Raw genomic sequence first — 24,335 nt, 5'->3', positions numbered from 1 at the left:
GGCTAGCCGTTGGCGACCTTCGGAAAGTATGTTGCCCAGACCCTGTTTCGGCCGGCGCGCTTGGCTTCGTAAAGCCGGTCGTCGGCAATGGCGATCAGCTCGTCCCAGCTGTTGATCGTGCGCGCTTCCTGCCAGACAACGCCGAAACTTGCCGTGAGCGACAATCCGCTTTGTTCATCGACAATCTGGGCTTCGATCAGCCGGCGAAGCCGGTCGGCGGTGGCTGTCGCCGTGGCATGGCTGACATCCTGCAGGACGACAACAAACTCCTCGCCACCATACCTCGCCAGAATATCGTGCTTGCGCAACGCGCCCCTTAGCAACCCCGCCGTCTTTTGCAATGCGAGGTCGCCCATGGCATGGCCATATCTGTCGTTGATGGATTTGAAATGATCGATGTCAACAATCATCACGCCAAGAGCCTGAAACTGGTCCTCGCCGGTCAGCATCGCGCGAACGGCCTTCTCCAATGCGCGGCGGTTGAATACGCCGGTCAGGGCATCGGTTTCGGAGAGCGTGCGCAATTGTTCGGCGAGCGCCCGCTGCTGGTTCTCCATTTCCCCCTTCTGGCGTAGCTGCTCGCGCAGGAAATCGAGTTCCTGGAACATCTTCTTCACTTCGGGTGCAACTTTATCCTGATAGCTCGCCTCGGAGAGATCGCCATCGGCAATCGCGGCAATCTGTGCCCGGACGGATTGCATTGGCTGGAACAGCGCTGTCCTGTAGACCGATGCGAGCCGTAGCAGGACCAAAACCGCGATGCAGGCGATGAACAGCGACACTCCGCCATAGATCAGCGCCTCCTGCTTCTTCTTTTCGATTCTGGCCCGGGTTTCCGCGAGAATAAGGTCGCGCAGCGTATCCGATGACCGCATGCCGAGAATGTAGTTTTCCGAGAATCCACGAACACTTGGACGGGCGGATGGCATGACGATCGCGATCGTGTTCTGCGCGTAGCGAAGGGCCTGGCCGAAATAATATGTTTCAAAATCGCGAAACGCCTTGTCGAGGCGCGGTGTCGACAGATAAGCGGCGGTATAGTTCCACAGCGAGGATTTCAGCAGCATGAGGCTCTGCATCTCGGTATCGAATTTTGCGCGATAGCTTAATTTGTCCTGCGAGTTTGCCTGCAGGCTCATGACCACGTAAGAGCCGAGTCGGCCGATTCTGTCCCGCATCACGCCGGCCGTGCCGGTCATTGCGATGTCGATCGCTACATCAGGCGTCTTCATGATGATGGCGCGCGCGGCCCTGCCGCGAAGCAGGTTGACGCTATCCGCCGCCTTGAACATCAATTGAATGGCATTGGACATGGCGCTGTAGCTGCGTCCATCGGGTGCAAGTGCGGCCACCTGATCCACCGCCTCTCGCGATTGCGCCAATTTTCTGCGGGTTTCGGCAAGCGCTTTCGCCAGTTCGGGCTGAGCCCTCATTTCCTCGGCGAAGGCAGCCTCGAGCTGAGACAGCCTGTCGTCCGTCGCTTTGCGCGCAGCAGCAAGCCCTTGCACCAGCTTTGCATCCGCAGATGATGCTCCCATCAGATTGTTGGCAGGGCCGCGTTCGGCCGATACCAGCCAGGCGGAATGGAGAGCGGTTTCAAAGCGGCTCAGCTGCTCGGCATTGTTGCGATAACGCAGATAGTTGGAGACGCTCGGCAGCGCGGCAAGTGTGGCCAGCAGGATGGAACTCACGGCGATGATGATCGTGCCCGTCAGCTGTATTTTCTGTATGCTTGCGCGCATCGGATGCGTTATTCCCGCTGGGATGGTTATAGGTTATCGCTATTCTAGTCGCAGCACGTAAATACTTCGCTTATTTCGCAGGCCTTTCACAACGATTGCGGTCATGCCAGCCGTCCCGCGGGCCTTGTGTGGAAAACATGTCCGCCGAAGGCATGCGGACAATTTTCGCTTTACACGAAGTCAGAATCTGATAGTTGGCAAGGCACTGGATTGCCCTTGTAGCTCAGTTGGTAGAGCACCTGATTTGTAATCAGGGGGTCGCGGGTTCGAACCCTGCCGGGGGCACCAGTATTTTCAACGACTTGGCCTTCCCCCCATCAGTATTCTGTCGCCGCCTGCCTTAATGCCTAGGGCTTGATGTGGTAAAGTTTGTGCACGATCGACCAGTTGCCGTCGCGTTCCAGCAAAGACAGATATTCGTAGAAATCCATGCCGTCGAAACGCGTCTCCAGTTTCACCGAGGCGCTGTCGCCTTCCTTGTCGATGCCGAGGATTTCGAAGGTGGGGTCGTGGTCCGGCAGGCCGCGGTCGCTTTTTCGCATCTGGTCGACGAAGTCCTCGAGCGACAGCCATTCGGTCTCGCCCTCAAAAGTGCCGACGATATTGGCGCGCGGATCGAAAACATCACGCATCAGGCCTTCATCCGCATAGGCCATGGCATGCACATAGTCCGTGACGGTCTGGGTAATGGTTTGCGGCATCGGATCATTCCTCCCTTCAGATCCAAAAGTTAAGCTTACACCCGTTGGCGACGTTCCACCATAACCCCCTGAAAACACGCCGGTTACGCCCCGTGCCATGCATGTCGCGATGGGTTGCGATATGCATGGCACGCGATGCGGATCATGTTTCGTCGTCGCTTTCCACAATTTTGTCCCGCCCCTGATTATAGTCGCCTTGGGTCCGACAAATTTCGGTATCAAGGGCTTTTCCGCCGGTCGTGACGGCGCATGCCGCAAGGCTTTTGTGTGGCTGTTGCGGGTTTAAGCGCCGGGGCGGGGTGCCGTGAGGGTGGATTTGGCTTATGATCCGCCCGTGCGCCGTACGGGATTGTGTAAGGCACGCGGGTAACAGTTTGCGTTTGAAGGTGTTTTTGTGATCGATCCTTATGTTTTGCTTGGCGTGGAACGCGATGCCGACGAGGCGGCGATCAAGTCGGCCTATCGGAAGGTTGCCAAGGCCGCCCATCCCGATAGCGGCGGCGATGGCGAGCAGTTCGCCCGCCTGCAGACGGCTTACGAGCTTTTGAAGGATCCGGTGCGGCGGAAGGTGTTCGACGATACCGGTTATGATCCGCAGCTGGCCGATGCCAAGGATCTCAAGGGTCTGCTGATGCTCGAAACGCTGGTCAATGAATTCATTCTGGACGAGCGCGAGCCCGGCAGCTTCGACCCCGTGGCCGCCATGCGCCGCAAGCTGACCGACGATATTCTGAAAAGCCGCTTCCATATTCTCGAGCTTGAACGCCACCGCACCCGGGTCCGCAAACATATGGACCGGCTGGGCAGGAAGCCGGAGACCGATGTGCTGAGTTCCATGCTGCGCGCCCGCAGCCAGTCCATCGCCGAAGCCATCCGCAATGCAGAAGCACAGATCGAGGCGATCGAGCAGGCCTACACGATGCTGGAAGGCTATTCCTATGAGCTGGAAAGCATAACGCTCGCCGAACCATTGCTGAAAGGCGAGGCGGCGGAGTAGCTTTCGCGCTGCAATCGCTTTGCTTCGCTGTCAGGGACCGTTGACCAGCGCGAGAATGAGCTGGTGCACCCGGCCACCCGGGGAAAGCTCGTCCCGGTCGAAATCGCGTCCACGCTGGCGCTGTTCGTTGGAAAGCTCGCCCAGCCGCTGCTGCAGGACAACGCGGACCTTCTGGCAGTTCGGATCGTTTTCCGCCCTGAGGCCAGTGCTGAAGGCCTCGATCTTCCTCACCATGTCTAGAATGTGTTCGCCATGCACACGTTCATGGGTCTCCACGCCGGAAATGAAGGTTTTCCAGCTGGCGGCCACAGCTTGCGGTAACTTGGCCGGCGCTTTCGGCCAGGTATAGATGATGGTGAGATTGGGCCGGGCCGTCGCCAGTACGCAGGCGCCATCCGGCTGCGGGCGATAATCCCGACGCCATGTCAGCTTGAAGGTGGTGTGGGCAATGGCCTGCACGCCTGCGGTCGGGCCGCGCTCGCCGATGGACTGGTAAAGTGCTCCGCCGGTATCGCCGCTGATCGCATAGGTTTTTATCTGCTCGGCGGGTTTCCAGTCGGCCGCCTGTGCCGACAACGGAAGGGTGCTCAGCAATATCGTGGCCGTGAGGATGGCGAAGGAAGAGAGATTTTTGGCGGGCACGCATCGATCCTTGGTGTCTTTCGCGCCGAAGATAGGCGAGAGGCGGGCGGCAAGGCAAGCGCCGTGCGCGCGGGATTGACGGTTGCACCGCTGAAACTCCACTCAAGAAAAACCCCCGCGATGACGGATCGCGGGGGTCAAGCTTGCGACTGCAGGGGAATCAGTCGTCCAGCTTGTCGTAGTCGAGCTTGGGCGCGTTTTGCAGCGCTTCCTTTGTGGTGTCGACATAGGCCTTCCAGGTGCCGTTGTCGTTATGAACCGCGACCGAAGCCGGATCGAGCACCACATAGCTCTTGTCGATGCCGAGGAAACCGCCAACGCTGGCGACTAGGCCGATCACAGATTTGCCATCGCCGATGACGACGTCTTCGATTTCACCGATATTTTCGTTCTGGGCGTTATAGATATCCAGGCCGTCGAGCTGGGAGGCGGTGAGGTCGGTCTTCTGGACATTGACGAACTTCAGCGGGCCGGTGGCCTTGGTGCCCATGGTGATGCCGGGACCGGACAAGGTTGCGTCAGCGCCGACAGCAGGAGCCGTGGTGGCCGTCTGGGCAAAAGCCACGGAAGAGGAGAGCGCTGCTGCGGCAGCGAGAGCGATGACCTTGATTTTCATGATGTTTCTTCCCTTTGTATGCTGAACCTTGCGTTCGGTGAAGAAACGGCGAAGCGCGAATTTGGTTCCGCATGTGATGAAATGAAAATTTGGTCTATGCTGGCGCCGGGAGCGCAGGTGCGGCGAAATCTGGAGGACGTCATGGTCAAAAACACGGTGGAAAAAGATGCGGAGGAGACCGCGCCGTCGGTTCTCATCGACCGGAAGATAGCGGAGCTCGGGGACTGGCGGGGCGCGACGCTTGCACGCATCCGCGCACTGATTTTGAAGGCCGATCCGGATGTGACGGAAGAGGTGAAATGGCGCGGTGTGCCGGTCTGGGAGCATGCGGGCATCATTTCCACCGGCGAGACCTACAAGAACGCCGTGAAGATGACATTCGCGAAGGGGGCCTCGCTGGCGGATCCTGCCGGCCTGTTCAATTCGAGCCTTGAGGGCAATACACGGCGGGCGATCGACTTTCACGAGGGAGATGAGATTGACGAGGATGCACTGATTGCGCTGATCCGGGCAGCGGTGGCATTGAACCTGGCGGGGAAAGCCGGGAAGAAACGGGCCGGAAGCCGTGCTGGATAGCGCCAGCGGGGGGTCAATCCTTCGCGACGTCGGTTGTCTTGTCCCACTCGCCATCGATGAACTTCAGTGCATCAATGATCGAGACCTTCCAGACCGACCAGACATGATCGCCATCGGTGATCCGCAATTCGGATTTGCGCTTGTCGGCCTGAAGCGTTTCGTGCAGGGCGATGGCGCCGCGCCACAGGAAGAAGCCGTCATCGTCACCGACCGTCAGATAGGTGGCGGGTAAATCCAGGCTTTCGGCGACGTGTTGCGCGACGAGCGTGAAGACGTTCTTTTCGTTGAAAAGTCTTGCGTCGAAGGGCGTGCCGAAGGCACCGGAGAAGTGATCGCCGGTGGAGGGCAGCACGACGCCGCTGATGACGGTGGTGCGGTCGATGCGGTGGAAAAAAGCGCTATCCTGAATGAGCTTCAGTTCGGCGGGCGTCTTGTCGAGATCCGAGGCGGGCACGTTCTGCCAGATTGCGCCTGACAGGCTGGCCACTGCGCCATAGAGGTCCTCGTGGCCATAGGCCAGATGCAACGCACCGAAACCGCCCATGGAAAGTCCGGCAATGGCGCGTCCTTCGCGGTCTTTCCGCACCGGCAGCGTTTTTTCCATCTGATGGCGCAGATCGCCGGTCAAAGCAGTCTCGTAGTCGCCGGGACCGCCGATGGCGGCGGAATCCACATACCAGCTGTTTTTAACGCCGGGCATGACGACCACCAGCGGACGGATGGCGCCGGCCGCGATGAGCGTATCGAGCGTCTTTTCGATATTGCCGAGATCGCGCCAGCTGTTCTGGTCGCCATCATGGCCGTGCAGGAGATAGAGCACCGGCCAGCCGTTTTCCGGTGGAGCGCCATCCGGGCGGTAGATGTTGGCGGGGAGCGGCGCATTCAGGGCCGCACTGTGGAACGTGGCGTCCTCGATCTGGCCGGCAAAGCTCGGGGTGCAGGAGAGGAAAAGGTATGAGAGGGCCAGATTTCTGAGATGCATGCCATGTCTCCGTGCTGCTTGCCATTCCATAAGGGCGGTCAACGTTCAAGGGAACCGTGAGTTCCGGAAGACGTAACACTGCTGCAATGTCACTCCCTCACATCTGCGGACCGGTATGACGGTGTCGGGTCCGGAGAGGATTGTTCCCGCCAAGGCCATTGCGCACATTTGATAATTTCGGATTTAGAACATGGTGCCATTGATGTTATCGCGTTTCACACGATCGCTTATTTTACTTTTTTTCCTTACCGGCTGCATGACCACGCCCATCTCGAGTATTCCCAAGCTCATGCGGCTCGACTTTCTGACGATGAATTTCGAGCATGTGCGTGTAGGGTTGCAGCTTCCTGCCCATCTGTCGCTGGGTTCCGGTGATGCGGTGATGATTATTCGCAGCGTTACAGACGGCGTAAAGGGTGAGGCTGTCGAGACATTTGCGTTGATCGAGGATAAGGACGCCGCTGCCCGCGCGCAGTTCCACGCGGAAAAGCGGGCGGGAACCGCCACAAGCGTGTGGAGAATAAAGCCTGAAGAGGTTTCACGGCTTGCAGCATTGCAGGAGAAGGTGCGCCGCTCCCGCATCGAGGGGCCACGCATCAGGGGGAGTACGGAGATCGAGATATTGCGCGCCTGTGTCACAGGCGTTCTCCCGACCGGCCCGGTCTATTTCTCGACTTACATCAAGCCTGCGGAAAGTGAAGACTACATTGCCATGACCGTGGATGCGGATCTGACGAAAGTGTTTGGTGCGGGCCAGGTCGCGGCGCGGATCAGACAGTGCGACGGCTGATCGCCGTTGCCGGAGCGCGTGAGTGCTCCGGCCATGTTTTTCGCAATATACATATCTGGCACTGAATATCGCCGGGAGGGCGTCAGCGCCCCGGCCGGCCCGTCTTGCCTTTCGTTCGGCTTTTGCGCTTCTGCTCGCCGGGGTCCTCATAGGAACCCGCGCCGATCTTGCCGCGCACGAGAGGGCGGGGATCATCGGTCGCGCGTTCCGGCTGACCTTCCATGAGCGGTGAGAAACGTTTGCCGGCCTCTGTCTCGGGCTTGCCGGGAACGTCGCCACGCACGGGTTTTTCGGTCCTGCCCACGGTCATCTCGTCCAGGGTGTTTCTACGGAACAGCGGCTTGCCCGCGTCCGAACCGGGGCCCATTTCGTCCAGCGCCGGTTTGGCGAAGAGGGATTTTTCACCTGTGGCGGCCTCTGTCCTGCCGGATGTCTCCCCCTCCGGGGAGATCGACAAGTGGCTGCGTCTGTTGTTTTTTCCGCCGCCTTCGATGGCGCGGGCCTCTTCCTTCGCCATGGGGTCGTCCATGGTGGCGAGTTCGGCGGCCTTGAGGCGCTTGATTTCGTCGCGCAGGCGCGCGGCCTTTTCGAAGTCGAGATCGGCTGCGGCATCGCGCATGGATTTTTCCAGCGCGTTGAGATGGGCCTGCAGATTGTTGCCGACCAGATGGCCGCCATCGGCGAAGCCCTTGCCGGAAGTGCCAGAAATATCGGCCCTTACGTGATCGCGCTCATAAACAGAATCAAGAATATCCGAGATTTTCGCCTTGACCGATTCCGGCGTGATGCCGTGTTCGGCATTATAGGCCATCTGCTTTTCGCGGCGGCGTGAGGTTTCCTCCATCGCCCGCTTCATCGAGCCGGTAATGTTGTCGGCATAGAGGATGACCTTGCCGTCGACGTTACGGGCGGCGCGGCCGATGGTCTGGATCAGCGAGGTTTCCGAGCGCAGGAAGCCTTCCTTGTCGGCATCGAGGATGGCGACGAAACCGCATTCGGGAATATCGAGGCCCTCGCGCAGCAGGTTGATGCCGACGAGAACGTCGAAGGCACCGAGGCGCAGGTCGCGGATGATCTCGATGCGCTCCAGCGTGTCGATGTCAGAGTGCATGTAACGGACGCGAACGCCCTGTTCATGCAGATATTCGGTCAGGTCCTCGGCCATGCGTTTGGTCAGCACGGTGCAGAGCGTGCGGTAACCCTTGGCGGCGGTCTCGCGGATTTCGCCGAGAACGTCGTCCACCTGGCTGCGGGCGGAACGTACCTCCACCGGCGGATCGATGAGGCCGGTCGGGCGGATGACCTGTTCGGCGAAGACGCCGCCGGACTGTTCCATCTCCCACGAACCGGGTGTGGCGGAAACCGCCACGGTGAGCGGGCGCATCGCATCCCATTCCTCGAAGCGCAGCGGCCGGTTATCCATGCAGGAAGGCAGGCGGAAGCCATATTCGGCCAGCGTCGCCTTGCGCCTGAAGTCGCCGCGATACATGCCGCCGATCTGGCTGACGGAGACGTGGCTTTCATCGATGAACAGCAGGGCGTTGTCAGGGATATATTCGAACAGGGTCGGCGGCGGCTCGCCCGGATTACGGCCGGTGAGATAACGCGAATAGTTCTCGATGCCGGCGCAGGAGCCGGTCGCTTCCAGCATTTCGATGTCGTAGCGGGTGCGCTGTTCCAGTCGCTGGGCTTCCAGCAGGCGTCCTGCTTTCTCAAGTTCGGCGAGACGGACCTTCAACTCTTCCTTGATCGACTTGATCGCGCCGTTCAGCGTCGGGCGCGGGGTGACATAATGCGAGTTGGCGTAAATCTTGACCGATTGCAGGTCGCCGGTCTTTTGGCCCGTCAGCGGATCAAATTCGGTTATGGAATCGATCTCGTCGCCGAACATCGAGATGCGCCAGGCCGCATCCTCAAGGTGGGCGGGGAAGATTTCGATGGTATCGCCGCGCACGCGGAACGAACCGCGCTGGAAATCCATGTCACGGCGTTTGTATTGCTGGGCCACGAGGTCGGCCAGAAGCTGGCGCTGGTCCAGCCGGTCGCCCACCTGCATCTGGAAGGTCATGGCCGTATAGGTTTCCACCGAGCCGATACCGTAGATGCACGACACCGAGGCGACGATGATGCAGTCGTCGCGCTCCAGCAGCGAGCGGGTGGCGGAGTGGCGCATCCGGTCGATCTGTTCGTTGATCGAGGATTCCTTCTCGATGAAGGTGTCGGAGCGCGGCACATAGGCTTCCGGCTGGTAATAATCGTAGTAGGAGACGAAATATTCCACCGCATTGTCGGGGAAGAAGTTCTTGAACTCCGAATAGAGCTGCGCGGCCAGCGTCTTGTTGGGGGCGAGGATGACGGCCGGGCGCTGTGTGGCCTCGATCACCTTGGCCATGGTGAAGGTCTTGCCCGAGCCGGTGACACCGAGCAGAACCTGGCTGCGTTCGCCGGAATTGATGCCTTCCACGAGGTCGTTGATGGCCGTCGGCTGGTCGCCGGCGGGCTGGTAGTCCGATGCCATGCGGATGGCGACGCCGCCTTCCGATTTCGGCGGCCGGGCCGGGCGGTGCGGTGTCCAGAGCTTGCCGTCCTTGAACAGTGGATTGCCGCTCTCGATCAGTTTCGACAGCGCATCCACCGTGGCGGTGACGGCGCCAGGCGCGAGATTGGCGGCTTCCTCCAGCGACACGTCCATGCCCGCAACCGGATTGAGACCGGCGGCGGCGCGGGTTTTCGGGTCGCTCGATGCGCCGATGGAAACACCGCGCGCGGTTTTGGATGCGGTGGTGTTCTTCGCCGTCCTGGGGGCTGCCTTTTCCGCTTCCTTGCGGGCCTCGATCTCGATCTTCTTGCGGTGCTTGCCCGCTTTCGAGGCGATTTCGCGCTGGGTTTCCACCGAACCCGCCTCTGCCTCCGCCTCAAGCTGCTTCACCCAGTCGGCGACGCTGCCGCTGAGCGGCGCGCCTTCAAACGACGATTGCGGGGCTTCCTCGAAGCCGGAGTTCGAGGGCGAGGGATTTTTCGGTGATCTGGCCATGGGCGAAATATGGAGGGAGTCACGCGCAAAGGGAAGAGGAGGCCGTGAAAAAATGAGTACAAAAAGGAAACGAAGCCTGCGGAACAAAATCAGGGCGGATGCGTTGCGTAGCGGCTGAATACAGCTTTACCGAAACGTATCGAAAATCGATTCCGGTTTTCGCGCCGATGCGCTAGAGCAAATCCATACGGGCAGAATGATGGTTGCGTTTTCAAACTGCCTTTCATGACCTCCCTCCCTATTTTCAGGAACCATCATGCCGTTCTCGATCAGCCCCGCCCACATCTGGCCTGTCCTGATGCTCATCGCCTCCAATGTTTTCATGACTTTCGCCTGGTATGGGCATCTCAAGCACAAGGGCAGCGCGCTCTTCCTGGCGATTGTCGCCAGCTGGGGTATCGCCTTCTTCGAATATATGCTCGCCGTGCCCGCCAACCGCATCGGCTCTGAGGTCTATTCGACCGCGCAGCTCAAGACCATTCAGGAGGTCATCACGCTTGCGGTCTTCGCGCTGTTCTCGATCTTCTGGCTGAAGGAAAGCATCACGATCAACCATGTGATCGGTTTTGCGCTGATCGCCTTCGGCGCTTCTTTCATCTTCCGGTCTTGAATGGCAACTGCCACCGTCTGCCAGCCGCAACAATCGAGGTGATGTATCGATGAAAATACGATCTGCAAAACTTGATGACGCGGCTGGAATGGCGGCGGTTCAGAACGAGATATTCGCCGCCGGTCTCCGAAAAGCGCCAACGGATATTGATACGGTGCTGGCAAATTACATTCAGCACACGGACCGCATCGAATGTTCGATCGCCGAGGATGAAAACGGTCGCATTCTCGGGTTTCAGTCGCTGCGTTACGCACAGGCCGACAACCCTTACGACGTTGCGGAAGGCTGGGGCATCATCGGCACCCATGTCAGCCCGCATGCGGCGCGAAGAGGCATTGGATCCGCTCTCTTCGCAGCGACGCGAAAGGCGGCGGAGGCTCGCGGCCTGAAAAATATCGACGCCAGCATCGGTGCGGACAATCTGCTCGGGCAGAATTATTATGACGCGATGGGTTTCACCACCTATCGCCAGCCGGAAGGGCTGGTCTGCAAGGTTTACCGGCTCGCCTAGTCATCGTTTGCGAGCCGACGTCCTGCCGGTCGGCGCTCAGCTGCGATTGTCGTTTTCGGAATATTGCTGACGCGCCCTGCAGATGCGGACGTGGTTTTCATCGGCCCATTGCACCAGCAACTGCATCGGCACCAGGAATGAACGGCCGAGATTGGTGAGTTCATATTCCACGCGCGGCGGCACTTCGGCATAAAGCGTGCGGCGGATGAAGCCGTCTTCTTCCAGCCGCTTCAGGGTACGCGACAACATCTGCTTGGAAATATCGTCGATCCTGCGGTTCAGCTCGTTGAAGCGCAGCACGCCGCCCTGCAGGGCTTCCAGAACCAAAAGGCTCCATTGATCGCCGATACGGTCCAGCACGTCGCGGATGGGGCAGGGCTGATCGAAAGGAAAAACTTCTTTCGTCTGCGTATCCGCCATGTTCTTACCCCTTGCCCTTTTTACCCTTGCAGGTCATCGCCATGTGACCAGATCAGCCGCCGCTGACTTCTTGCGACTACGGCTGCGATACCATAGCTCTTGTTCGCGGTCTATAATCTAGACCGGTAACGATAGTGACAAGAGGAAAGAAGCCATGGCTAAAATCGCGCTCATCGGCGCTTCCGGCAATGCCGGGTCCCGTATTCTGAAGGAACTTTCCGACCGGGGACATCAGGTGACGGCAATCGCCCGCAATCCCGAAAAGATCGCCAGCCTGCCGAATGTGGTGGCAAAGAAGGGCGATCTTTTCGATCAGGCAGGGCTTTCGGAACTGCTGAAGGGTCACGATGCCGTGATTAGCTCGGTGCATTTCACCGCCAGCGATCCGGCAACTCTGATCGAGGCCGTGCGCGCTTCCGGCGTTCAGCGTTATCTCGTGGTCGGCGGGGCTGGCAGTCTTGAAATCGCACCGGGTCAGCGTGTGGTCGACCTGCCGGATTTCCCGGCCGCCTACAAGGCCGAGGCCACCAAGGGTGCGGAGTTTCTGGATATTCTGAAGCAGGAAAAGCAGCTCGACTGGACCTTCCTGTCGCCGTCAGCCGAATTCGTGCCGGGTGAGAGAACCGGCAAATTCCGTCTCGGCAAGGATAGCCTCCTCAGCAATGACGAAGGCAGCCGTATTTCCTTCGAAGACTATGCCATCGCGCTCGTCGATGAAGTCGAGAAGCCGCAGCATTCCCGCCAGCGTTTCACCATCGGTTATTGAGAGGTATCACCCATGAATTTCGTAACACGCCGTCTTGCCATCGCCGCTTTCGCCCTCGTGCCCGCCTTGATGGCTGCGCCCGTTCTGGCGCAAACCGCAACGCGGGATTTCGCGCAGGAAGAAGCCAATCGCAAACTGGTGATCGAGTTCTACGATACGGTCTTCAACAAGCATGAGGTAGACAAGGGCGCCGCTGTCCTCGTCGACAGCTACAAGCAGCACAACCCGATGGTGCCGGACGGCAAGGCGCCGTTCGTCAATTATTTTACCGGCTTCTTCAAGGAGAATCCGCAGTCGAAGGCGCGGATCGTTCGCAGCGCCACGGATGGCGATCTGGTCTATCTGCACATTCATTCGACGGAAAATGAAAGTGATCGCGGCAGGGCCATCGTCGATATTTTCCGAGTCACCGACGGCAAGATCACCGAGCACTGGGACGTGATCCAGGAGGTTCCGGAAAAGGCGGCGAACAACAATACGATGTTCTGAGGCGGCTTACGCCCTCTGGCCAAAAGCATGAAACCGGCCGGGATTGCTCCCGGCCGGTTTGTCTTTTCAGAGCGCGCGTCGCCTCTGGCGTGCCTGAACGGCCATATCCAGCGCCAGCATTGCCAGCAGGCTCGCGCCCACCAGCGGGAACAGTATGCCGCCGATGGCGAGCAGAGCGATCAGGCCACGCAGGACGCGTTTTTCCTGGGGCAAAGGCGGCACGCCGAGTGAACCTTTCGGGCGACGCTTCCACCACATGATGCCGGCGGATACGGCAAGCAGGACGATGCCGATACAGGCCATCACGAGCACTATCTGATTGGCGAGGCCATATTGCTGGCCCAGATGCACATTGATGCCCCATTCCAGCGCCTTGCCGAGCGGGCCGTAATCGGCATAACTCATGTCGATCAGCGGTTCGCCGCTATATTGATCGAGATGGACGACGCGCTGTTGCGCCAGGTCGTCCGGATAAATCGAGCCGCTATAGACCCCTGTCGGTTTCCCCGGAAGGGCCACCGCATAACCGGGGGCAAGGCCAAGTCCGTCGAAACGGGCGATTGCCTCATCTATTCCGATCGGTCGACTTTCGGCAGCGGCCGTCGATTCCGGAATTTTTGCCTGTTCCAGCGACCAGCTCGTTTTTGCCACGTGATCGAGATGGTCGCCGGACATGGGAACATCGGTGCGCACCCCCGTCGGATATCCGAAATTGCTGCCATTTGCCCATTCATTCACCTTCGCACCCCACACGCCAGACCAGGGCATGCCGGTAACGGCGAGGAAGACGATGAAAAAGCCGACAAAAATGCCGGTGACGGCATGGGTATCGCGCCAGAACACCCGTTTTTTGGGCGTGCCGCGCACTGTGACGACGCCACCCGTCTGCTTGCGTGGCCACCAGAGATAGATGCCGGTAGCGACAAGGAGGATGGACCAGCCGGCGGCGATCTCGATGAGATAACGGGTGTAGGTGCCGAAATATTTCAGGCTGTGTAGGTAACGGATCGTCCACATGACGGTGCCGCGATCCGGCAGGGAGCCGGTTACCTGCGCCGTATAGGGGTTGACGTAGACGGCGCGTTTCCCATCCGCCGTATTGACGGTGACTTCCGTTGAGGCGCCCGGATCGGCCGGTGTCGTATATTTGACTGCCGTGCCGGGAACGGCTGCGAGGGCTGCCGCCACGATCTCGGAAGGCAGTGCTTTGGGGGCGCCCTGCACCACCTCTATGCGCTTCAGATCCGAATGAATGAGATTGTCGATTTCGTCGCGAAACAGATAGAGCGCGCCGGTTACGGCGAGCGATATCATGAAGGGCAGGACGAAGAGGCCGGCATAGAAGTGCCAGCGCCATACGGCGCGGTAAAGATTGACGGACGAGGAATGCGCAGGCGCGCGCTCGCCCTCGAAAGAGGTCGTAACGGACATGGATGTCTCCGCAAGAAGATTGATTTTCCGGCGAGCCGGGAAGGTCTCAGTTTTGCGGAGCGGAAGGCGGCGCGCGTGGGCGCGATTCCAGATTGGGTGGCGATGGCGGCAAGGCCGCGTCGAAGTTCACAAAAGCGACTTCATCCGTCGGCGTGATCCTGTCCGCCCGTTCGACAGGCGTGACCGGAAGCGTGGCGATCGTGGCCGATGCCAGACGGCAGAGCGTGCCGCAGCAGTCCGCGGCAATCTTGCTCGCAGGATTTGGGGCCGGGTCCCGCTTGCCGCCGCCCTCAAGCATATGGCTGGAACAGATGATCTCATCCGCGGCAAGCGCGGCCATCGCCATATTGCCGCTGGTCAGCCCATTGGCGAGACCCTGCAAAAGGAAAAGCAAAACCGCCAGCGTGGCGATGGCGCCAGCCGAACTCCTGTCCTGCATGATCCTGCGAATGAATCCCATGCAATCGAAATGTCATATTTGCGGCGAATTGTCACCGCGACACAATGACGAGCGTGGCGAAGTCTTTCTTCAGGCCAGCAGGTCGTAGGTGCGGAAAATCCAGGCGATCTGATAGATCAGCGCGAAAACCACGAGAAACCGGTGAAAGCGGCGATTGTCGATGAAGACTGCCAGCGTGAACAGAATGACGTAAATGGCTGTACGGATGAGATATTCCGCGCCGAGGGAGGAGAGGTAGTCCTGTCCCTTCAGCAGCGTGTCGCCGACATCCGTAATAAAAAGCGCTGCCAGAAAAGCGAAGAACCAGCTTTTGCGCGAAAAGAAATAATCCTCATATCCCTTATATTCCTTCATCTCCGTCGGAAACAGCAGCACGCAGAGGAAATAGAACAGCGAGCAGAACAGGATGAGGAAGAGGAAAGCGCCGAAGCCCAGCACGTGGCCGGTGGCGGAAAGCCGATGTTCCCACCACCAGAAATGCACCAGCATCAGGAATAGAAACGCCACCCAGCCGATATGCAGGGGATAGATGCGCTCCTTCTTGGGATGCTGGACGAAACCGGCGAGACCGGTCAGCAGGCGGGCGAGGCTGAGGCCGACCACCATGCCCATGACGGCACGGATGTGCGAATAGGCTTCCGCAGCGTTGACGGCGGCCTCCATGGTGCCTTACTCCGCCGCAGGAATGGGCGTCGGTTGCCCGTGTTCGTCCATCGCCACCATGATGAAGGTGCCGGCGGTGACCTTTTCAAGCTTGTCGTAACGCGACCGCTGGGCCCAGGCTTCCACGGTCAACGTGATGGAGGTGCGGCCGACACGGGCGATATCGGTATAGATGGAGAGCGTGTCGCCAATCTTCACCGGCAGTTCGAAGGCCATTTCCTTGACCGCCGCCGTAACGACGCGACAGCGCGAACGCTCCGCCGCGCGGATGCCGCTCGCCAAGTCCATCTGGGACATGACCCAGCCACCGAAAATATCACCGGCCGGATTGGCGTCTGCCGGCATGGCGAGCGTTCTGAGCGTCAGCTCGCCGGTCGGTTTGATGGGCAGGTCGGTCATGTCTCAATTTGCTCCTTGCGAATGTCAGAGGCGCAGCATGCGTTGCGCTTTGCGATTTCGCAAGGAAGGGAAAGCCTCAGGACGAGGCTTTGCCCAGAAATTGCTGCGTTGCGTAAAGGGCGATGGCCGCCGCGTTCGATACGTTGAGCGATTTGATCTCGCCAGGCATATCGAGACGGGCGAGCGCAGAGACGGTTTCGCGTGTCTTCTGGCGCAGTCCCTTGCCTTCGGCGCCCAGGACCAGCGCGATCTTTTTGCCGCTGAAGGTCTGTTCGATGGGGGCGGGGCCCTCCGAATCCAGTCCCACGGAGAAGAAGCCGAGCTTGTGCAATTCGCCCAGCGCATCGGCCAGATTGGTGACCTGGATATAGGGGATGAGTTCCAGCGCGCCGGAGGCGGATTTCGCCAGCACACCTGACTCGGTCGGGCTGTGGCGCATGGTGGTGATGACGGCGCCGGCATTAAAGGCGACTGCCGAGCGCATGATGGCGCCGACATTATGCGGATCGGTCACCTGATCAAGCACGAGGATGAGCGGGCTGTCCTGCAAGGCGTTGAGCTTCTTGACCGGCAGCGGCTTGGTTTCCAGCATCACGCCCTGATGAATCGCCTCGGGGCCGAGTACCTTGTCGATATCCTGCGGCGAAACCATCTCGACCGGGAAGGGCTGGGCATCCGCTTCGCCGATATCCAGACGCGCAAGGGCGTTCTGGGTGACGGACAGCTTGATCAGCTGCCGCTCGGGATTGGCAAGCGCCGCACGCACGGTATGCAGGCCGTAAAGATGGACCTGATCGGGTGCCAGCTGCGGTGGCTTCCAGTCATCCGCACCGCGGTTCCTGCGCTTCGGCTGCTGCGGGGTTGGAATTTCGCCCCGCTCGCGTTTGGCATCGCGCACGGCACGGCGCAAGGTGGCGTAATGCGTGTCGCGGGTGGATTTGTTGTTGGGATCGTCTTTGCTCATGGCGCCTTATATCTCCGGGAAGAGGCGTATACCAGCCCCCGCGATAATCCACAGGGCGGTAAAGATGTTTGAATTTTTTCCCGAAAATTCGTGAAAGGGCGTGTTGACAGAAACGAACGAGGCCGTCATATACGCGCCACAGACGACGCAACGGCGCTTCGCCGCAGCGAAATCTGAAAGAGCTTGGTCGCTCGATCCTAGCAGAAAGCTGGAGGGATGCCCGAGTGGTTAAAGGGGACGGACTGTAAATCCGTTGGCTACGCCTACGTTGGTTCAAATCCAACTCCCTCCACCATTCTGCACGGATCGAAATCACCACCGCGGGTATAGCTCAATGGTAGAGCAGCAGCCTTCCAAGCTGAATACGCGGGTTCGATTCCCGCTACCCGCTCCATATTTTTCAACAACTTACATCAATGCCGTGTCAGAACGTGTCAGGTTCTGTTTTTCTCTCTGGCTTCGGCTATCTTCCTGCTCGTTTCCAAACCATCGCCACGGCTGTAGCGCCTAGTCGTCTTTGTCGTCGTGTGCGTTGCCAAATCTCTTGCGGCTTCCAGCGATCCCGTCGCTTCGACTGTTTCTGAAACAGCACCAGCGCGAGAGTCCATCGACCACACGTTTGATGGAACGCCGGCAGCATTTCTCACCTTCTTAAATTTCTCGGTGTATCGATTATCCCAGTAGGGCTTTCCGTAGTCTTCATCTATCACGAGGCGGCCGGCGTGTGCTCTGCGATGCTTATCGCCGCCGGTACATTCGTCTATTGCACGCTCAGTAACCGCCAAGACCGCATTGAAGGCACCTTTAGCCTGTTTTCCGATAAGACTGTTTCGCGCCAAGAGATGGATTGGCGGTAAGCACGAGGCGCGGAAGATCGGCAAAGAATGGAAAGCTCCATCGCCGCCATCCGGAATGACATAGTGCCCCGATCTGAGCAGGAGCGCATGTGGGAGATCATTTCGCATCGGCTTGACCGTTTGGAACGCCCCCAACCTTGACAGTATCCTTGTGCGGGTAGTGCGCCCAGAAAGCGCCAAGTCGATGGTTCGCCCTTCGATCTGCAGTACCTGGCGGCGTGCTTTTAGTTGCCCGGCTGGACGTGTTTCCCCGTCCTGTAAATGACCTGCCCGTTGACGACGGCTCGCTCGTACCCTCTGCCACCGCCTTGATCGATCCATTCTCTGCTGTTTCCGGAAGGATCTCTTTGCGGCCCCCTCTCCGGTCGAACATAATCATGGCGGTCACGGTCACGACGCACATAGTCGCGACGATTGTAATTGCGCCGGTCGTAGTCGCGGTAGTATCGTTCACGCTCATTGGAACGATACTGAACGCTCGACGCGTAGTAACCGCCCGATTGATATCCGCTGTCATCCACGCATCCAGAGAGGATACCGACGGACAACATACCAATTGCTAAGCTTAATAGTCTCATGATTTCGACTCCCGATGAGTGACTTAACGTCGACAAAGCGTCGCAGTTCCATGGACAATGACGTTTGCGATCTTAACCAGGGGTGAATGCTCAATTGTGGCTTGCGACGGTCGAGGACATTTCCAGTGCGCACGACGATTATAGGACGAGTTGCCTCGGTAGCGATGGTGGCAATATTTGGTAACGGGGATTCGCCCTAACGGCCAATGCTTCGGCCTCGCGCTTCTGTCGAGCGACGCGAGTTATCATCTGGGCGGCTCCTTGTACGGACAATGCACCCAGCAATGCCAGGATGACTTGTCGGCCTTCGATCAAGAATACCCGAAGCCGCCCCATTCCTTACACCCCGGATGCTCGCACCAATGGTTCTCGTGGATGCCGTCACCGGCCTTATTGGTCTGATCGCTCATTGTCCGGATCCCATTTATTGTTGATCTTCACACGGCATTTCGCCCGTATCGGGGAAGGCATCAGCGCGAAGAAGTATTCTTCCGCTCGTTGAACGGCAAGCCGGGCGGTCTTCTCCATTCCCTGGTCAAGGCGCCCGTCGCTCAGACGATTAAATGGAACGGCATCGCATCCAGACCACACCCACATGCCCTTACTCTGGCCGGCCATTTCTCTTCTGATCGCGGCGGCCTGTATACCCTCTATCTTGGCGGTATACATTTGCACGATGCCGCCGGTAGTTGGGCAAACCAGATCGGGCCACATCAATTTCGATTCAAGCTTAGGCTGGTATTTCTCATCTTCGCGCACGGGCTTTCCCTCCTGTGACAGAGTTTCGTTTTCCCTTGATGTTGTGATGCGCGCCGCCCTGCGCTGAACCTGATTATGGGATAGGTGGGGAGGGAGTCAACACCGTGAACAAAACGTGTCCTCTATTCATGTTCGGAGAGGAACGTAAAAAATACATAGTGACACGGCACCATTGACATCATTGAACAATATGGAAGCCTTCCGAGCTGAATACGCGGGTTCGATTCCCGCTACCCGCTCCACTTTTTCCCGAACGATCATTCACGTCCAGCATACGCTTATTTTGCCGCGTTTTTTCGCGCGCGCTCCGTGTAATCGCATGCGGTGACATCAAGCAGTGTTGGCCGTAAAAATCACTGTATTCTCCAGCGTTGATGGAAACCGCGCCAGTGCGCGGCATTGGAGACACCCGGACGGAATGTCCGGCGGTGTTCTTATGGTTTCTTTATTTCTTAGACGGCGCAGGCCAATCGAAATCCTATGATGATTGGCACTAGGGTGGAGCATGTTCAGATGAAGCAGCTCCGATGCACCAAGATTGTCCAGATACAGCAAGCCTTCAAAATCGTATCCTGAATGGTTCGAAAGTCCGTGAAGAGCACGTCTGGTCTTTCATGAAGGGTGCGCTGCCTGAACTCTGTTCTCCTGACAATTCCACCGGGAGGCGGTTTCGGGTTTTGCTACAGGCCAACGCAATTTTCGATGCGCTGCTGCTCGCGATATCTGCTCAAAGCCCGCCCGTAAGTCTTGAGACATTGCGGCGTACCGATCGAGGCTGGTTTTGTTCCACCTCCGTCATGCTGGGAGGATCGCGGAGAAAGTCGACCGCCCTCCATGAGGATCTGGAAAGCGCTCTGTTCCTGGCGCTGCTCACGCTCTCGAAGAGGCTGCGAAACCCAAGCACATCGCAAAAAAGGAAGGATCATTGACATGACAGCGAAAAGGCTTTTGCCCGGCGGCGTGATGACGCCTCTCGTTACCCCATTCCTTAAAGGACAGGTAGACTACGCAGCCTTCGATCACATCGTGGAATGGCAGATAGAAGAAGGTGTTGAAGGGCTGGTGGTCAATTCCCTGATCGGGGAAGGAACAACGTTGTCAGCCGTGGAGCGCCGGAGCCTGATAAGCCGTGCCGTGCACATTTCCAGAGGACGCATTCCGATCATCGCGGCAACGGGCACCTGCAGTACGGAGACGACATGCCAGAGAACGTCGGAAGCGGAACAACTCGGCGCGGATGCCGCTCTGATTGTGCAGCCATATTACAACCGTCCCGGCCAGAAGGGGATCATACAGCATTTTGAAAGGGTCACGACGGCAACGACGATACCGATTGTCATCCACAACGACCCATATCATGCGGGTGTCGAAATCAAGTCGGAGACACTTCGTCTTCTGCTGCGAATACCCGCCGTCATTGGTGTTGTAGACGACGCCTGGGATTCGTCATCTGCGACCATCGGCAAGGATCGAAGCGTCGAAAACATTGCCCACTTCATAGAAGATGAGAGCGGGCCCTTCGAAAGCATTGCACGTTGCGATGGTTCCATTTCGGCGGTGGCAAACATATGCCCGTCAGCCGTGGTCTTCATGCACCGCGCGATAAGACGCGGCGATCTGGAGCCGGCACGTCAGGTGCATCGGCAGTTGCAATTGCTATTAAAAGCATTTGCGCATGAGAGCCAGGCCGCTGTCCTCAAGTCCGCATTGTCGTGCTTGCGAGGCATCAACGATGGGGTGCGGCTACCGCTGACCGGCGTTGATGGGGAGACGGCAGAAAACATTCTGCTGGCGCTTAAGTCGATGCGGAGAATCACGACCAGCGCCAATCAAAGCAACCTGATCTACGAAGCAAAGGTCGCCCGGGCCGATGGATGGGTGGCTGACAACTCCAACGACCAGCGCTCCGCCTTCTCCCGTCAATAACTGCTTTCTAGTCACAACCCTCAATCGCTTTTGGAGTTTTGGAAATGAACCAGCCCTTGGGTCTTTATTATCGATTACAGGCGGAACTTCGCAGGAGAGTGATGTCAGACAAAACCAATCCGCGGGTGCCGCCAATCAGACGCAGAGCGTCCACCGATGTCTCAATGTTTTTCCGCCTGCTGGCGGTTGTCGGCGGGCTGCTGCTGGCCGTGTCGCTGATCATGCAGTCGGTTCAGTAAGAAGCTGCAACCTTCTGCCAAGCGGCATTGAAAAAACCTTTTCCCGACAGGACTCGATCATGCAACGAAAAATGAAAGTGTCTCAACCCAAGCGGCGAAACATCTTTCGATTCACCGTGGGCCAAAACAGGACAGGCTGCTGGCTCGTCTCCGACAAGCTCGGTCTCATAGGGGGGCTTTTTATCGACAAAGAAGCCGCGCTGCGTTTTGCGAAGATGGAGGGCAATGCCAGTGCTGACGAGATTCAGTCTTTGACCGGAGAGCAGCACCTCGAGGTTGGAGACGTCTTCAGTCGCGAAAAAACAACGCACTAATCGAGACCGTATCAAGTCGGATGGCGGTTAGAATCTGAGGTTACGATATGTCACCAAAAATACCGATTTCGATGCAGCAACGATCGATAGCACGCTTTCTGTGGGAATTTATTGTCTTGGGCGTAGTCGTATCTGGATCGATTTTTCTCGTCGTTGCGCCCGCTATTTACGCTGTTGTGCGTTAAGTGAAGGCTGACATGATCACTGATCTATTTGCCTACAGCGTACAGACGCTTGACGTTGATTGGGAGACGTTGACGCCATGTAACGATTACAGGGCCAAATTGGCGACTGTCTTCTGCAAAGAGAAGGAACGCTCCCTTCGGCGTTCCCGCCTTGCCGATCTCCAGGAATTTGAGGATTTTTATTGGGAAGCGCTCGATGCTGGACGCCGCGCCGGATCAGAGGGACGGTTTCTTGTCGAACCCCATATCGGATTCCTCCCGGAGACACGCTGCATGTCCGCTTATCTGGTTTGGAAAGATGATGTCCACGGCATCACATACTTTGTCTCGCCGGTGGAGATGCCATGGTTGCATCACCGCAGCCGACATGGAGAATGAATGAGAGCCGCCGCTGAACTTTCTTTCTGCGGCGATTGGAGCCTGTGCATCTTTTCTTGTTTGCGCATGAAGTGGCAAACTCATGAATGGGCTTTCAATCGTCTCACAGGTGGCGTGCGGTGCCCACGGCGATGACGGGACCGGTCGCCTGACCGGTTGGTGAGCCACCGAAGGGCTCGACGCTGATGGCGAAGGTCGTGCCTTCGCCGATATTGCCACGCATATCTGCGGGAATGATGAGATCGCCGTTTGCGCCGGGCTGGAATACGCCGAGCGAGCGCGTCTTGCCGCCATCCATCACGAGCCACAGTTCCAGCGACTTTTCATCGATCTTGCCGGTTGCGACGGGAACGATGCGCATCCGTCCCGATTCCGCATCGTAGGAGGCGAGGAGATTGACCTGGCTGTCCGTTGTTGCGAGTTCGGCGACGAGAGGGGTGGTCCCCTGCCATCTGTCCGGGAAGGCGGCGTAAACAACCGCGGCGACGGCGGTTGCGCTTGTGGCGACCGATATCCACCGCCAGAAGGATGCCGAACTCCACAGGCTGCCATTGGCGTGGATATCCCTGCGGCCGAACAGCCGTTCCTCTATGCGGGCAAGAACAGTTGCGCCCGGCATCTGTTCTTCATAATCGGCGTTGAAGTCGGAGAATTCCATCTCCCAGCGCTGGACGAGTTGCGCGAAGGCCTTGTCGTCCTGCAGGCGGCGTTCAACCTCGCGCCGCTTCTCGATCGGCAACACGCCAAGCACATATTCGCCGGCGAGAACCTCGTCGCGCGAATGCATGCCATCGCTCTGTTCGCCCGTCGTCATCGCTGCATGCACTCTCTGAGTTTGAGAAGGCTGCGTCTCAGCCAGGTTCTGACCGTGTTGAGCGGTACCCGCAATTCCTCGGCGAGTTCGAGATAGCTCAAGCCCTCGACATAGGCGCGGCGTATCGCCTGTGCATGAACCGTTTCGAGTTCACGCATGCATTCATCGATCCTGCGACCCTCATCCGCCAGCACGATCTGCTGTTCCGGGTTACGGATGCTGTCGTCGGCAATGTCATAAGCCTCGTCAATGTCGTCGGTTGACGGTTTGCGCGCCCTGATCGTATCGATCGCATGGTTGCGGGCGATGGCGGCAAGCCATGTCGCCGGTTTGCCGGCGCTTGCGGCAAATGTGCGGGCGCGCTGCCAGACCTTGATATAGATTTCCTGCAATGCCTCTTCGGCTTCGGTCCTGTCACGCAGGATTTTCAGGCAGATTGCAAAAAGCTTCGGGCTCGTGGCCTGATAAAGCGAGACGAATGCCGAACGATCGCCCATGCCGACGCGGTTGATAAGGCTTGCGATCTCTGTGCCTTGCATTCGAACGTCCCTTGCTGCGCTTCCTTTATAGGGTTGTCTTTTGCGGGAAGGCAAGACAAGCGCAAAATGAAGTTCGCGTCGTCCATCCCATATGATGGCCGGGCGGAAAAAATCGGCGAGGGTCGCCGTGGTCATAATACACCTGCCGGATTTTCCAGCGGACCGACCAGCCGCACGGTGACGAGGTAACCGATGATGGCGGCCGCGGCGGAAACGAAGGTTCCCCACAGGAGGTCTGCGATAGTCAATGTCGTGGACCAGTTTTTCAATGTCGCCTGATTGGTGAGATCATATGTGGCATAGGCCATGAAACCGACGGCTGCACCATACAGCAGCGCCGTCGTCCATTGGCCCGAAATCAGGGCAGGCCGAACCGCGAGAAAGGTCAATCCGGCCGCGTAGATGAGATAAAAGATGACAGCCGGCGCAAGCCGGAAGTTTTCAGCCAGGAGATCGCCGATGGCCGGGCGATAGAGGCGCGAGGCCATGGTGCTCAGCCAGATGAAATCTATCACCAGAAAGGCGATGAGCGTGAAGAAATAGGCTGCGAGATAGGTCTTCATCGTCTTTCCTTTCTATTCGATCCGGGTCCAGCTGATGCCCTTGCACAGGAGGCCTGCGACGATGCAGCCCTTGGTGGTCATGCTGTTGCCGTCAACCGTCACCGTTATCCTGTAGGACTTGTCGCGTTGCGGATCGAAGGCCGTGCCCGAATAGACGCCGTTTTCATCGGGCTTTATATCCATGACCAGCCGATCGCCTGTCTTTTCCTTCGGGGTGCCCGGCTTGATCCAGGTGTTGGTGGCGCAGATATTGTCGCCGCAGGGCGCGATCAGCACTTTGGCGTTGCCGTCGCCGCGCGCCCAGTTGCCGTCGATATCGGCGGCTTCGGCAGCGAAGACCGCCAGCGTCGGACACAGGGCGAATGCGATTATCAATGTCTTGATTTTCAT

The 24,335-nt window shown here is 58.4% G+C and carries 29 protein-coding genes, 3 tRNA genes and 1 pseudogene; 14 read left to right on the top strand and 19 right to left on the bottom strand.

Annotation, left to right across the window (positions count from 1 at the left end):
• Nucleotides 1-2 precede the first annotated feature (2 nt).
• Nucleotides 3-1,742 carry a GGDEF domain-containing protein gene (locus FY152_08270; protein UXS32080.1) on the bottom strand — a complete coding sequence of 580 codons (1,740 nt, stop codon included), beginning with the start codon at nt 1,740-1,742 and terminating at the stop codon, nt 3-5.
• A 212-nt stretch (nt 1,743-1,954) separates the two neighbouring features.
• Between FY152_08270 and FY152_08265 the strand changes: the two genes are divergently transcribed.
• Nucleotides 1,955-2,030: transfer RNA gene (locus FY152_08265), tRNA-Thr, on the top strand.
• Nucleotides 2,031-2,089: 59 nt separating this feature from the next.
• On the opposite strand, the gene FY152_08260 is transcribed toward FY152_08265, so the two are convergent.
• Nucleotides 2,090-2,443, bottom strand: a complete 354-nt coding sequence (locus FY152_08260) for a nuclear transport factor 2 family protein (protein UXS32079.1) — start codon at nt 2,441-2,443, stop codon at nt 2,090-2,092.
• Nucleotides 2,444-2,837: 394 nt separating this feature from the next.
• On the opposite strand from FY152_08260, the gene FY152_08255 reads away from it, so the two are divergent.
• Nucleotides 2,838-3,440: a DnaJ domain-containing protein gene (locus FY152_08255; GenBank protein UXS32078.1), complete on the top strand. Its 603-nt coding sequence runs from the start codon at nt 2,838-2,840 to the stop codon at nt 3,438-3,440.
• Between the two features lie 30 nt (nt 3,441-3,470).
• Here the strand turns inward: FY152_08255 and FY152_08250 are convergent, their stop codons facing one another.
• Nucleotides 3,471-4,082 carry a DUF922 domain-containing Zn-dependent protease gene (locus tag FY152_08250; protein ID UXS32077.1) on the bottom strand — a complete coding sequence of 204 codons (612 nt, stop codon included), beginning with the start codon at nt 4,080-4,082 and terminating at the stop codon, nt 3,471-3,473.
• A gap of 160 nt (nt 4,083-4,242) precedes the next feature.
• The gene (locus tag FY152_08245; GenBank protein UXS32076.1) at nt 4,243-4,698 is read right to left on the bottom strand and encodes a PRC-barrel domain containing protein; all 456 of its coding nucleotides are present in this window, start codon (nt 4,696-4,698) and stop codon (nt 4,243-4,245) included.
• Between the two features lie 141 nt (nt 4,699-4,839).
• Here FY152_08245 and FY152_08240 point away from each other — a divergent pair, with 141 nt between their 5' ends.
• On the top strand, nt 4,840-5,274 hold the full coding sequence (locus tag FY152_08240; GenBank protein ID UXS33244.1) for a DUF1801 domain-containing protein: 435 nt from the start codon (nt 4,840-4,842) through the stop codon (nt 5,272-5,274).
• Between the two features lie 13 nt (nt 5,275-5,287).
• Here FY152_08240 and FY152_08235 read toward each other — a convergent pair whose 3' ends face one another.
• Nucleotides 5,288-6,256, bottom strand: a complete 969-nt coding sequence (locus tag FY152_08235; GenBank protein UXS32075.1) for an esterase family protein — start codon at nt 6,254-6,256, stop codon at nt 5,288-5,290.
• Between the two features lie 190 nt (nt 6,257-6,446).
• On the opposite strand from FY152_08235, the gene FY152_08230 reads away from it, so the two are divergent.
• Nucleotides 6,447-7,046, top strand: coding sequence for a hypothetical protein (locus FY152_08230; protein UXS32074.1), 600 nt, complete (start codon nt 6,447-6,449; stop codon nt 7,044-7,046).
• Between the two features lie 82 nt (nt 7,047-7,128).
• Here FY152_08230 and uvrB read toward each other — a convergent pair whose 3' ends face one another.
• Entirely contained in the window at nt 7,129-10,080 is a 2,952-nt protein-coding gene (gene uvrB / locus FY152_08225) for an excinuclease ABC subunit UvrB (protein UXS32073.1), read from the bottom strand.
• 256 nt (nt 10,081-10,336) lie between these two features.
• On the opposite strand from uvrB, the gene FY152_08220 reads away from it, so the two are divergent.
• Together FY152_08220 and FY152_08215 are read left to right on the top strand one after the other, a co-directional pair.
• On the top strand, nt 10,337-10,690 hold the full coding sequence (locus tag FY152_08220; GenBank protein UXS32072.1) for a DMT family protein: 354 nt from the start codon (nt 10,337-10,339) through the stop codon (nt 10,688-10,690).
• A 49-nt stretch (nt 10,691-10,739) separates the two neighbouring features.
• Nucleotides 10,740-11,201, top strand: a complete 462-nt coding sequence (locus tag FY152_08215) for a GNAT family N-acetyltransferase (protein UXS32071.1) — start codon at nt 10,740-10,742, stop codon at nt 11,199-11,201.
• A gap of 36 nt (nt 11,202-11,237) precedes the next feature.
• On the opposite strand, the gene FY152_08210 is transcribed toward FY152_08215, so the two are convergent.
• Nucleotides 11,238-11,621, bottom strand: coding sequence for a helix-turn-helix transcriptional regulator (locus tag FY152_08210; protein UXS32070.1), 384 nt, complete (start codon nt 11,619-11,621; stop codon nt 11,238-11,240).
• A gap of 154 nt (nt 11,622-11,775) precedes the next feature.
• Here FY152_08210 and FY152_08205 point away from each other — a divergent pair, with 154 nt between their 5' ends.
• Nucleotides 11,776-12,387: an NAD(P)-dependent oxidoreductase gene (locus tag FY152_08205; protein ID UXS32069.1), complete on the top strand. Its 612-nt coding sequence runs from the start codon at nt 11,776-11,778 to the stop codon at nt 12,385-12,387.
• Nucleotides 12,388-12,399: 12 nt separating this feature from the next.
• Nucleotides 12,400-12,876 carry a hypothetical protein gene (locus FY152_08200; GenBank protein UXS32068.1) on the top strand — a complete coding sequence of 159 codons (477 nt, stop codon included), beginning with the start codon at nt 12,400-12,402 and terminating at the stop codon, nt 12,874-12,876.
• 66 nt (nt 12,877-12,942) lie between these two features.
• Here FY152_08200 and FY152_08195 read toward each other — a convergent pair whose 3' ends face one another.
• The 5 genes from FY152_08195 to rlmB form a co-directional block, all read right to left on the bottom strand.
• Nucleotides 12,943-14,307 carry a PepSY domain-containing protein gene (locus FY152_08195; GenBank protein UXS32067.1) on the bottom strand — a complete coding sequence of 455 codons (1,365 nt, stop codon included), beginning with the start codon at nt 14,305-14,307 and terminating at the stop codon, nt 12,943-12,945.
• A gap of 46 nt (nt 14,308-14,353) precedes the next feature.
• The gene (locus FY152_08190; GenBank protein UXS32066.1) at nt 14,354-14,767 is read right to left on the bottom strand and encodes a DUF2946 domain-containing protein; all 414 of its coding nucleotides are present in this window, start codon (nt 14,765-14,767) and stop codon (nt 14,354-14,356) included.
• A 69-nt stretch (nt 14,768-14,836) separates the two neighbouring features.
• A complete protein-coding gene (locus tag FY152_08185) occupies nt 14,837-15,430 on the bottom strand; it encodes a hypothetical protein (GenBank protein UXS32065.1) in 594 nt (197 codons plus the stop codon).
• Nucleotides 15,431-15,436: 6 nt separating this feature from the next.
• Nucleotides 15,437-15,829, bottom strand: coding sequence for an acyl-CoA thioesterase (locus tag FY152_08180; GenBank protein UXS32064.1), 393 nt, complete (start codon nt 15,827-15,829; stop codon nt 15,437-15,439).
• A 76-nt stretch (nt 15,830-15,905) separates the two neighbouring features.
• On the bottom strand, nt 15,906-16,793 hold the full coding sequence (rlmB, locus tag FY152_08175; GenBank protein UXS32063.1) for a 23S rRNA (guanosine(2251)-2'-O)-methyltransferase RlmB: 888 nt from the start codon (nt 16,791-16,793) through the stop codon (nt 15,906-15,908).
• 210 nt (nt 16,794-17,003) lie between these two features.
• Here rlmB and FY152_08170 point away from each other — a divergent pair.
• Nucleotides 17,004-17,088: transfer RNA gene (locus tag FY152_08170), tRNA-Tyr, on the top strand.
• Between the two features lie 25 nt (nt 17,089-17,113).
• Nucleotides 17,114-17,187: transfer RNA gene (locus tag FY152_08165), tRNA-Gly, on the top strand.
• A gap of 40 nt (nt 17,188-17,227) precedes the next feature.
• On the opposite strand, the gene FY152_08160 is transcribed toward FY152_08165, so the two are convergent.
• The 3 genes and pseudogenes from FY152_08160 to FY152_08150 all read right to left on the bottom strand — a co-directional run bounded on the left by FY152_08160 (nt 17,228) and on the right by FY152_08150 (nt 18,987).
• Nucleotides 17,228-17,758 carry a hypothetical protein gene (locus FY152_08160; protein ID UXS32062.1) on the bottom strand — a complete coding sequence of 177 codons (531 nt, stop codon included), beginning with the start codon at nt 17,756-17,758 and terminating at the stop codon, nt 17,228-17,230.
• Nucleotides 17,759-18,021: 263 nt separating this feature from the next.
• A pseudogene (locus FY152_08155) lies at nt 18,022-18,228 on the bottom strand (hypothetical protein).
• A 390-nt stretch (nt 18,229-18,618) separates the two neighbouring features.
• Complete coding sequence (locus FY152_08150) at nt 18,619-18,987, bottom strand: hypothetical protein (GenBank protein ID UXS32061.1); 369 nt, start codon at nt 18,985-18,987, stop codon at nt 18,619-18,621.
• A gap of 930 nt (nt 18,988-19,917) precedes the next feature.
• On the opposite strand from FY152_08150, the gene FY152_08145 reads away from it, so the two are divergent.
• The 4 genes from FY152_08145 to FY152_08130 all read left to right on the top strand — a co-directional run bounded on the left by FY152_08145 (nt 19,918) and on the right by FY152_08130 (nt 22,029).
• Nucleotides 19,918-20,913, top strand: coding sequence for a 4-hydroxy-tetrahydrodipicolinate synthase (locus FY152_08145; GenBank protein UXS32060.1), 996 nt, complete (start codon nt 19,918-19,920; stop codon nt 20,911-20,913).
• Between the two features lie 44 nt (nt 20,914-20,957).
• The gene (locus tag FY152_08140) at nt 20,958-21,152 is read left to right on the top strand and encodes a hypothetical protein (GenBank protein ID UXS32059.1); all 195 of its coding nucleotides are present in this window, start codon (nt 20,958-20,960) and stop codon (nt 21,150-21,152) included.
• 59 nt (nt 21,153-21,211) lie between these two features.
• Nucleotides 21,212-21,466, top strand: coding sequence for a hypothetical protein (locus FY152_08135; protein UXS32058.1), 255 nt, complete (start codon nt 21,212-21,214; stop codon nt 21,464-21,466).
• A gap of 197 nt (nt 21,467-21,663) precedes the next feature.
• Nucleotides 21,664-22,029, top strand: a complete 366-nt coding sequence (locus FY152_08130; protein UXS32057.1) for a hypothetical protein — start codon at nt 21,664-21,666, stop codon at nt 22,027-22,029.
• A 103-nt stretch (nt 22,030-22,132) separates the two neighbouring features.
• Here FY152_08130 and FY152_08125 read toward each other — a convergent pair whose 3' ends face one another.
• From FY152_08125 to FY152_08110, 4 genes are all read right to left on the bottom strand, one after another.
• Nucleotides 22,133-22,843: an anti-sigma factor gene (locus tag FY152_08125; GenBank protein UXS32056.1), complete on the bottom strand. Its 711-nt coding sequence runs from the start codon at nt 22,841-22,843 to the stop codon at nt 22,133-22,135.
• The gene (locus FY152_08120) at nt 22,840-23,382 is read right to left on the bottom strand and encodes a sigma-70 family RNA polymerase sigma factor (protein UXS32055.1); all 543 of its coding nucleotides are present in this window, start codon (nt 23,380-23,382) and stop codon (nt 22,840-22,842) included. Before FY152_08120 ends, FY152_08125 begins: the two co-directional genes overlap by 4 nt.
• 131 nt (nt 23,383-23,513) lie before the next feature.
• On the bottom strand, nt 23,514-23,945 hold the full coding sequence (locus tag FY152_08115; protein ID UXS32054.1) for a DUF2177 family protein: 432 nt from the start codon (nt 23,943-23,945) through the stop codon (nt 23,514-23,516).
• A gap of 12 nt (nt 23,946-23,957) precedes the next feature.
• On the bottom strand, nt 23,958-24,335 hold the full coding sequence (locus FY152_08110; GenBank protein UXS32053.1) for a DUF2147 domain-containing protein: 378 nt from the start codon (nt 24,333-24,335) through the stop codon (nt 23,958-23,960).

The sequence above is a fragment of the Agrobacterium tumefaciens genome, assembly GCA_025560025.1.
Classification (GTDB): domain Bacteria; phylum Pseudomonadota; class Alphaproteobacteria; order Rhizobiales; family Rhizobiaceae; genus Agrobacterium.
This window is presented reverse-complemented; position numbering and strand designations above follow the sequence as displayed.

Excerpts from the sequence above, each read along its gene's own strand:
- FY152_08270 (UXS32080.1), bottom strand. The coding sequence starts at position 1,742 with ATGCGCGCAAGCATACAGAAAATACAGCTGACGGGCACGATCATCATC.
- FY152_08260 (UXS32079.1), bottom strand. The coding sequence starts at position 2,443 with ATGCCGCAAACCATTACCCAGACCGTCACGGACTATGTGCATGCCATG.
- FY152_08245 (UXS32076.1), bottom strand. The coding sequence starts at position 4,698 with ATGAAAATCAAGGTCATCGCTCTCGCTGCCGCAGCAGCGCTCTCCTCT.
- FY152_08240 (UXS33244.1), top strand. The coding sequence starts at position 4,840 with ATGGTCAAAAACACGGTGGAAAAAGATGCGGAGGAGACCGCGCCGTCG.
- FY152_08235 (UXS32075.1), bottom strand. The coding sequence starts at position 6,256 with ATGCATCTCAGAAATCTGGCCCTCTCATACCTTTTCCTCTCCTGCACC.
- FY152_08230 (UXS32074.1), top strand. The coding sequence starts at position 6,447 with ATGGTGCCATTGATGTTATCGCGTTTCACACGATCGCTTATTTTACTT.
- uvrB (UXS32073.1), bottom strand. The coding sequence starts at position 10,080 with ATGGCCAGATCACCGAAAAATCCCTCGCCCTCGAACTCCGGCTTCGAG.
- FY152_08220 (UXS32072.1), top strand. The coding sequence starts at position 10,337 with ATGCCGTTCTCGATCAGCCCCGCCCACATCTGGCCTGTCCTGATGCTC.
- FY152_08215 (UXS32071.1), top strand. The coding sequence starts at position 10,740 with ATGAAAATACGATCTGCAAAACTTGATGACGCGGCTGGAATGGCGGCG.
- FY152_08210 (UXS32070.1), bottom strand. The coding sequence starts at position 11,621 with ATGGCGGATACGCAGACGAAAGAAGTTTTTCCTTTCGATCAGCCCTGC.
- FY152_08205 (UXS32069.1), top strand. The coding sequence starts at position 11,776 with ATGGCTAAAATCGCGCTCATCGGCGCTTCCGGCAATGCCGGGTCCCGT.
- FY152_08200 (UXS32068.1), top strand. The coding sequence starts at position 12,400 with ATGAATTTCGTAACACGCCGTCTTGCCATCGCCGCTTTCGCCCTCGTG.
- FY152_08195 (UXS32067.1), bottom strand. The coding sequence starts at position 14,307 with ATGTCCGTTACGACCTCTTTCGAGGGCGAGCGCGCGCCTGCGCATTCC.
- FY152_08190 (UXS32066.1), bottom strand. The coding sequence starts at position 14,767 with ATGGGATTCATTCGCAGGATCATGCAGGACAGGAGTTCGGCTGGCGCC.
- FY152_08185 (UXS32065.1), bottom strand. The coding sequence starts at position 15,430 with ATGGAGGCCGCCGTCAACGCTGCGGAAGCCTATTCGCACATCCGTGCC.
- FY152_08180 (UXS32064.1), bottom strand. The coding sequence starts at position 15,829 with ATGACCGACCTGCCCATCAAACCGACCGGCGAGCTGACGCTCAGAACG.
- rlmB (UXS32063.1), bottom strand. The coding sequence starts at position 16,793 with ATGAGCAAAGACGATCCCAACAACAAATCCACCCGCGACACGCATTAC.
- FY152_08160 (UXS32062.1), bottom strand. The coding sequence starts at position 17,758 with ATGCGAAATGATCTCCCACATGCGCTCCTGCTCAGATCGGGGCACTAT.
- FY152_08145 (UXS32060.1), top strand. The coding sequence starts at position 19,918 with ATGACAGCGAAAAGGCTTTTGCCCGGCGGCGTGATGACGCCTCTCGTT.
- FY152_08140 (UXS32059.1), top strand. The coding sequence starts at position 20,958 with ATGAACCAGCCCTTGGGTCTTTATTATCGATTACAGGCGGAACTTCGC.
- FY152_08135 (UXS32058.1), top strand. The coding sequence starts at position 21,212 with ATGCAACGAAAAATGAAAGTGTCTCAACCCAAGCGGCGAAACATCTTT.
- FY152_08130 (UXS32057.1), top strand. The coding sequence starts at position 21,664 with ATGATCACTGATCTATTTGCCTACAGCGTACAGACGCTTGACGTTGAT.
- FY152_08125 (UXS32056.1), bottom strand. The coding sequence starts at position 22,843 with ATGACGACGGGCGAACAGAGCGATGGCATGCATTCGCGCGACGAGGTT.
- FY152_08120 (UXS32055.1), bottom strand. The coding sequence starts at position 23,382 with ATGCAAGGCACAGAGATCGCAAGCCTTATCAACCGCGTCGGCATGGGC.
- FY152_08115 (UXS32054.1), bottom strand. The coding sequence starts at position 23,945 with ATGAAGACCTATCTCGCAGCCTATTTCTTCACGCTCATCGCCTTTCTG.
- FY152_08110 (UXS32053.1), bottom strand. The coding sequence starts at position 24,335 with ATGAAAATCAAGACATTGATAATCGCATTCGCCCTGTGTCCGACGCTG.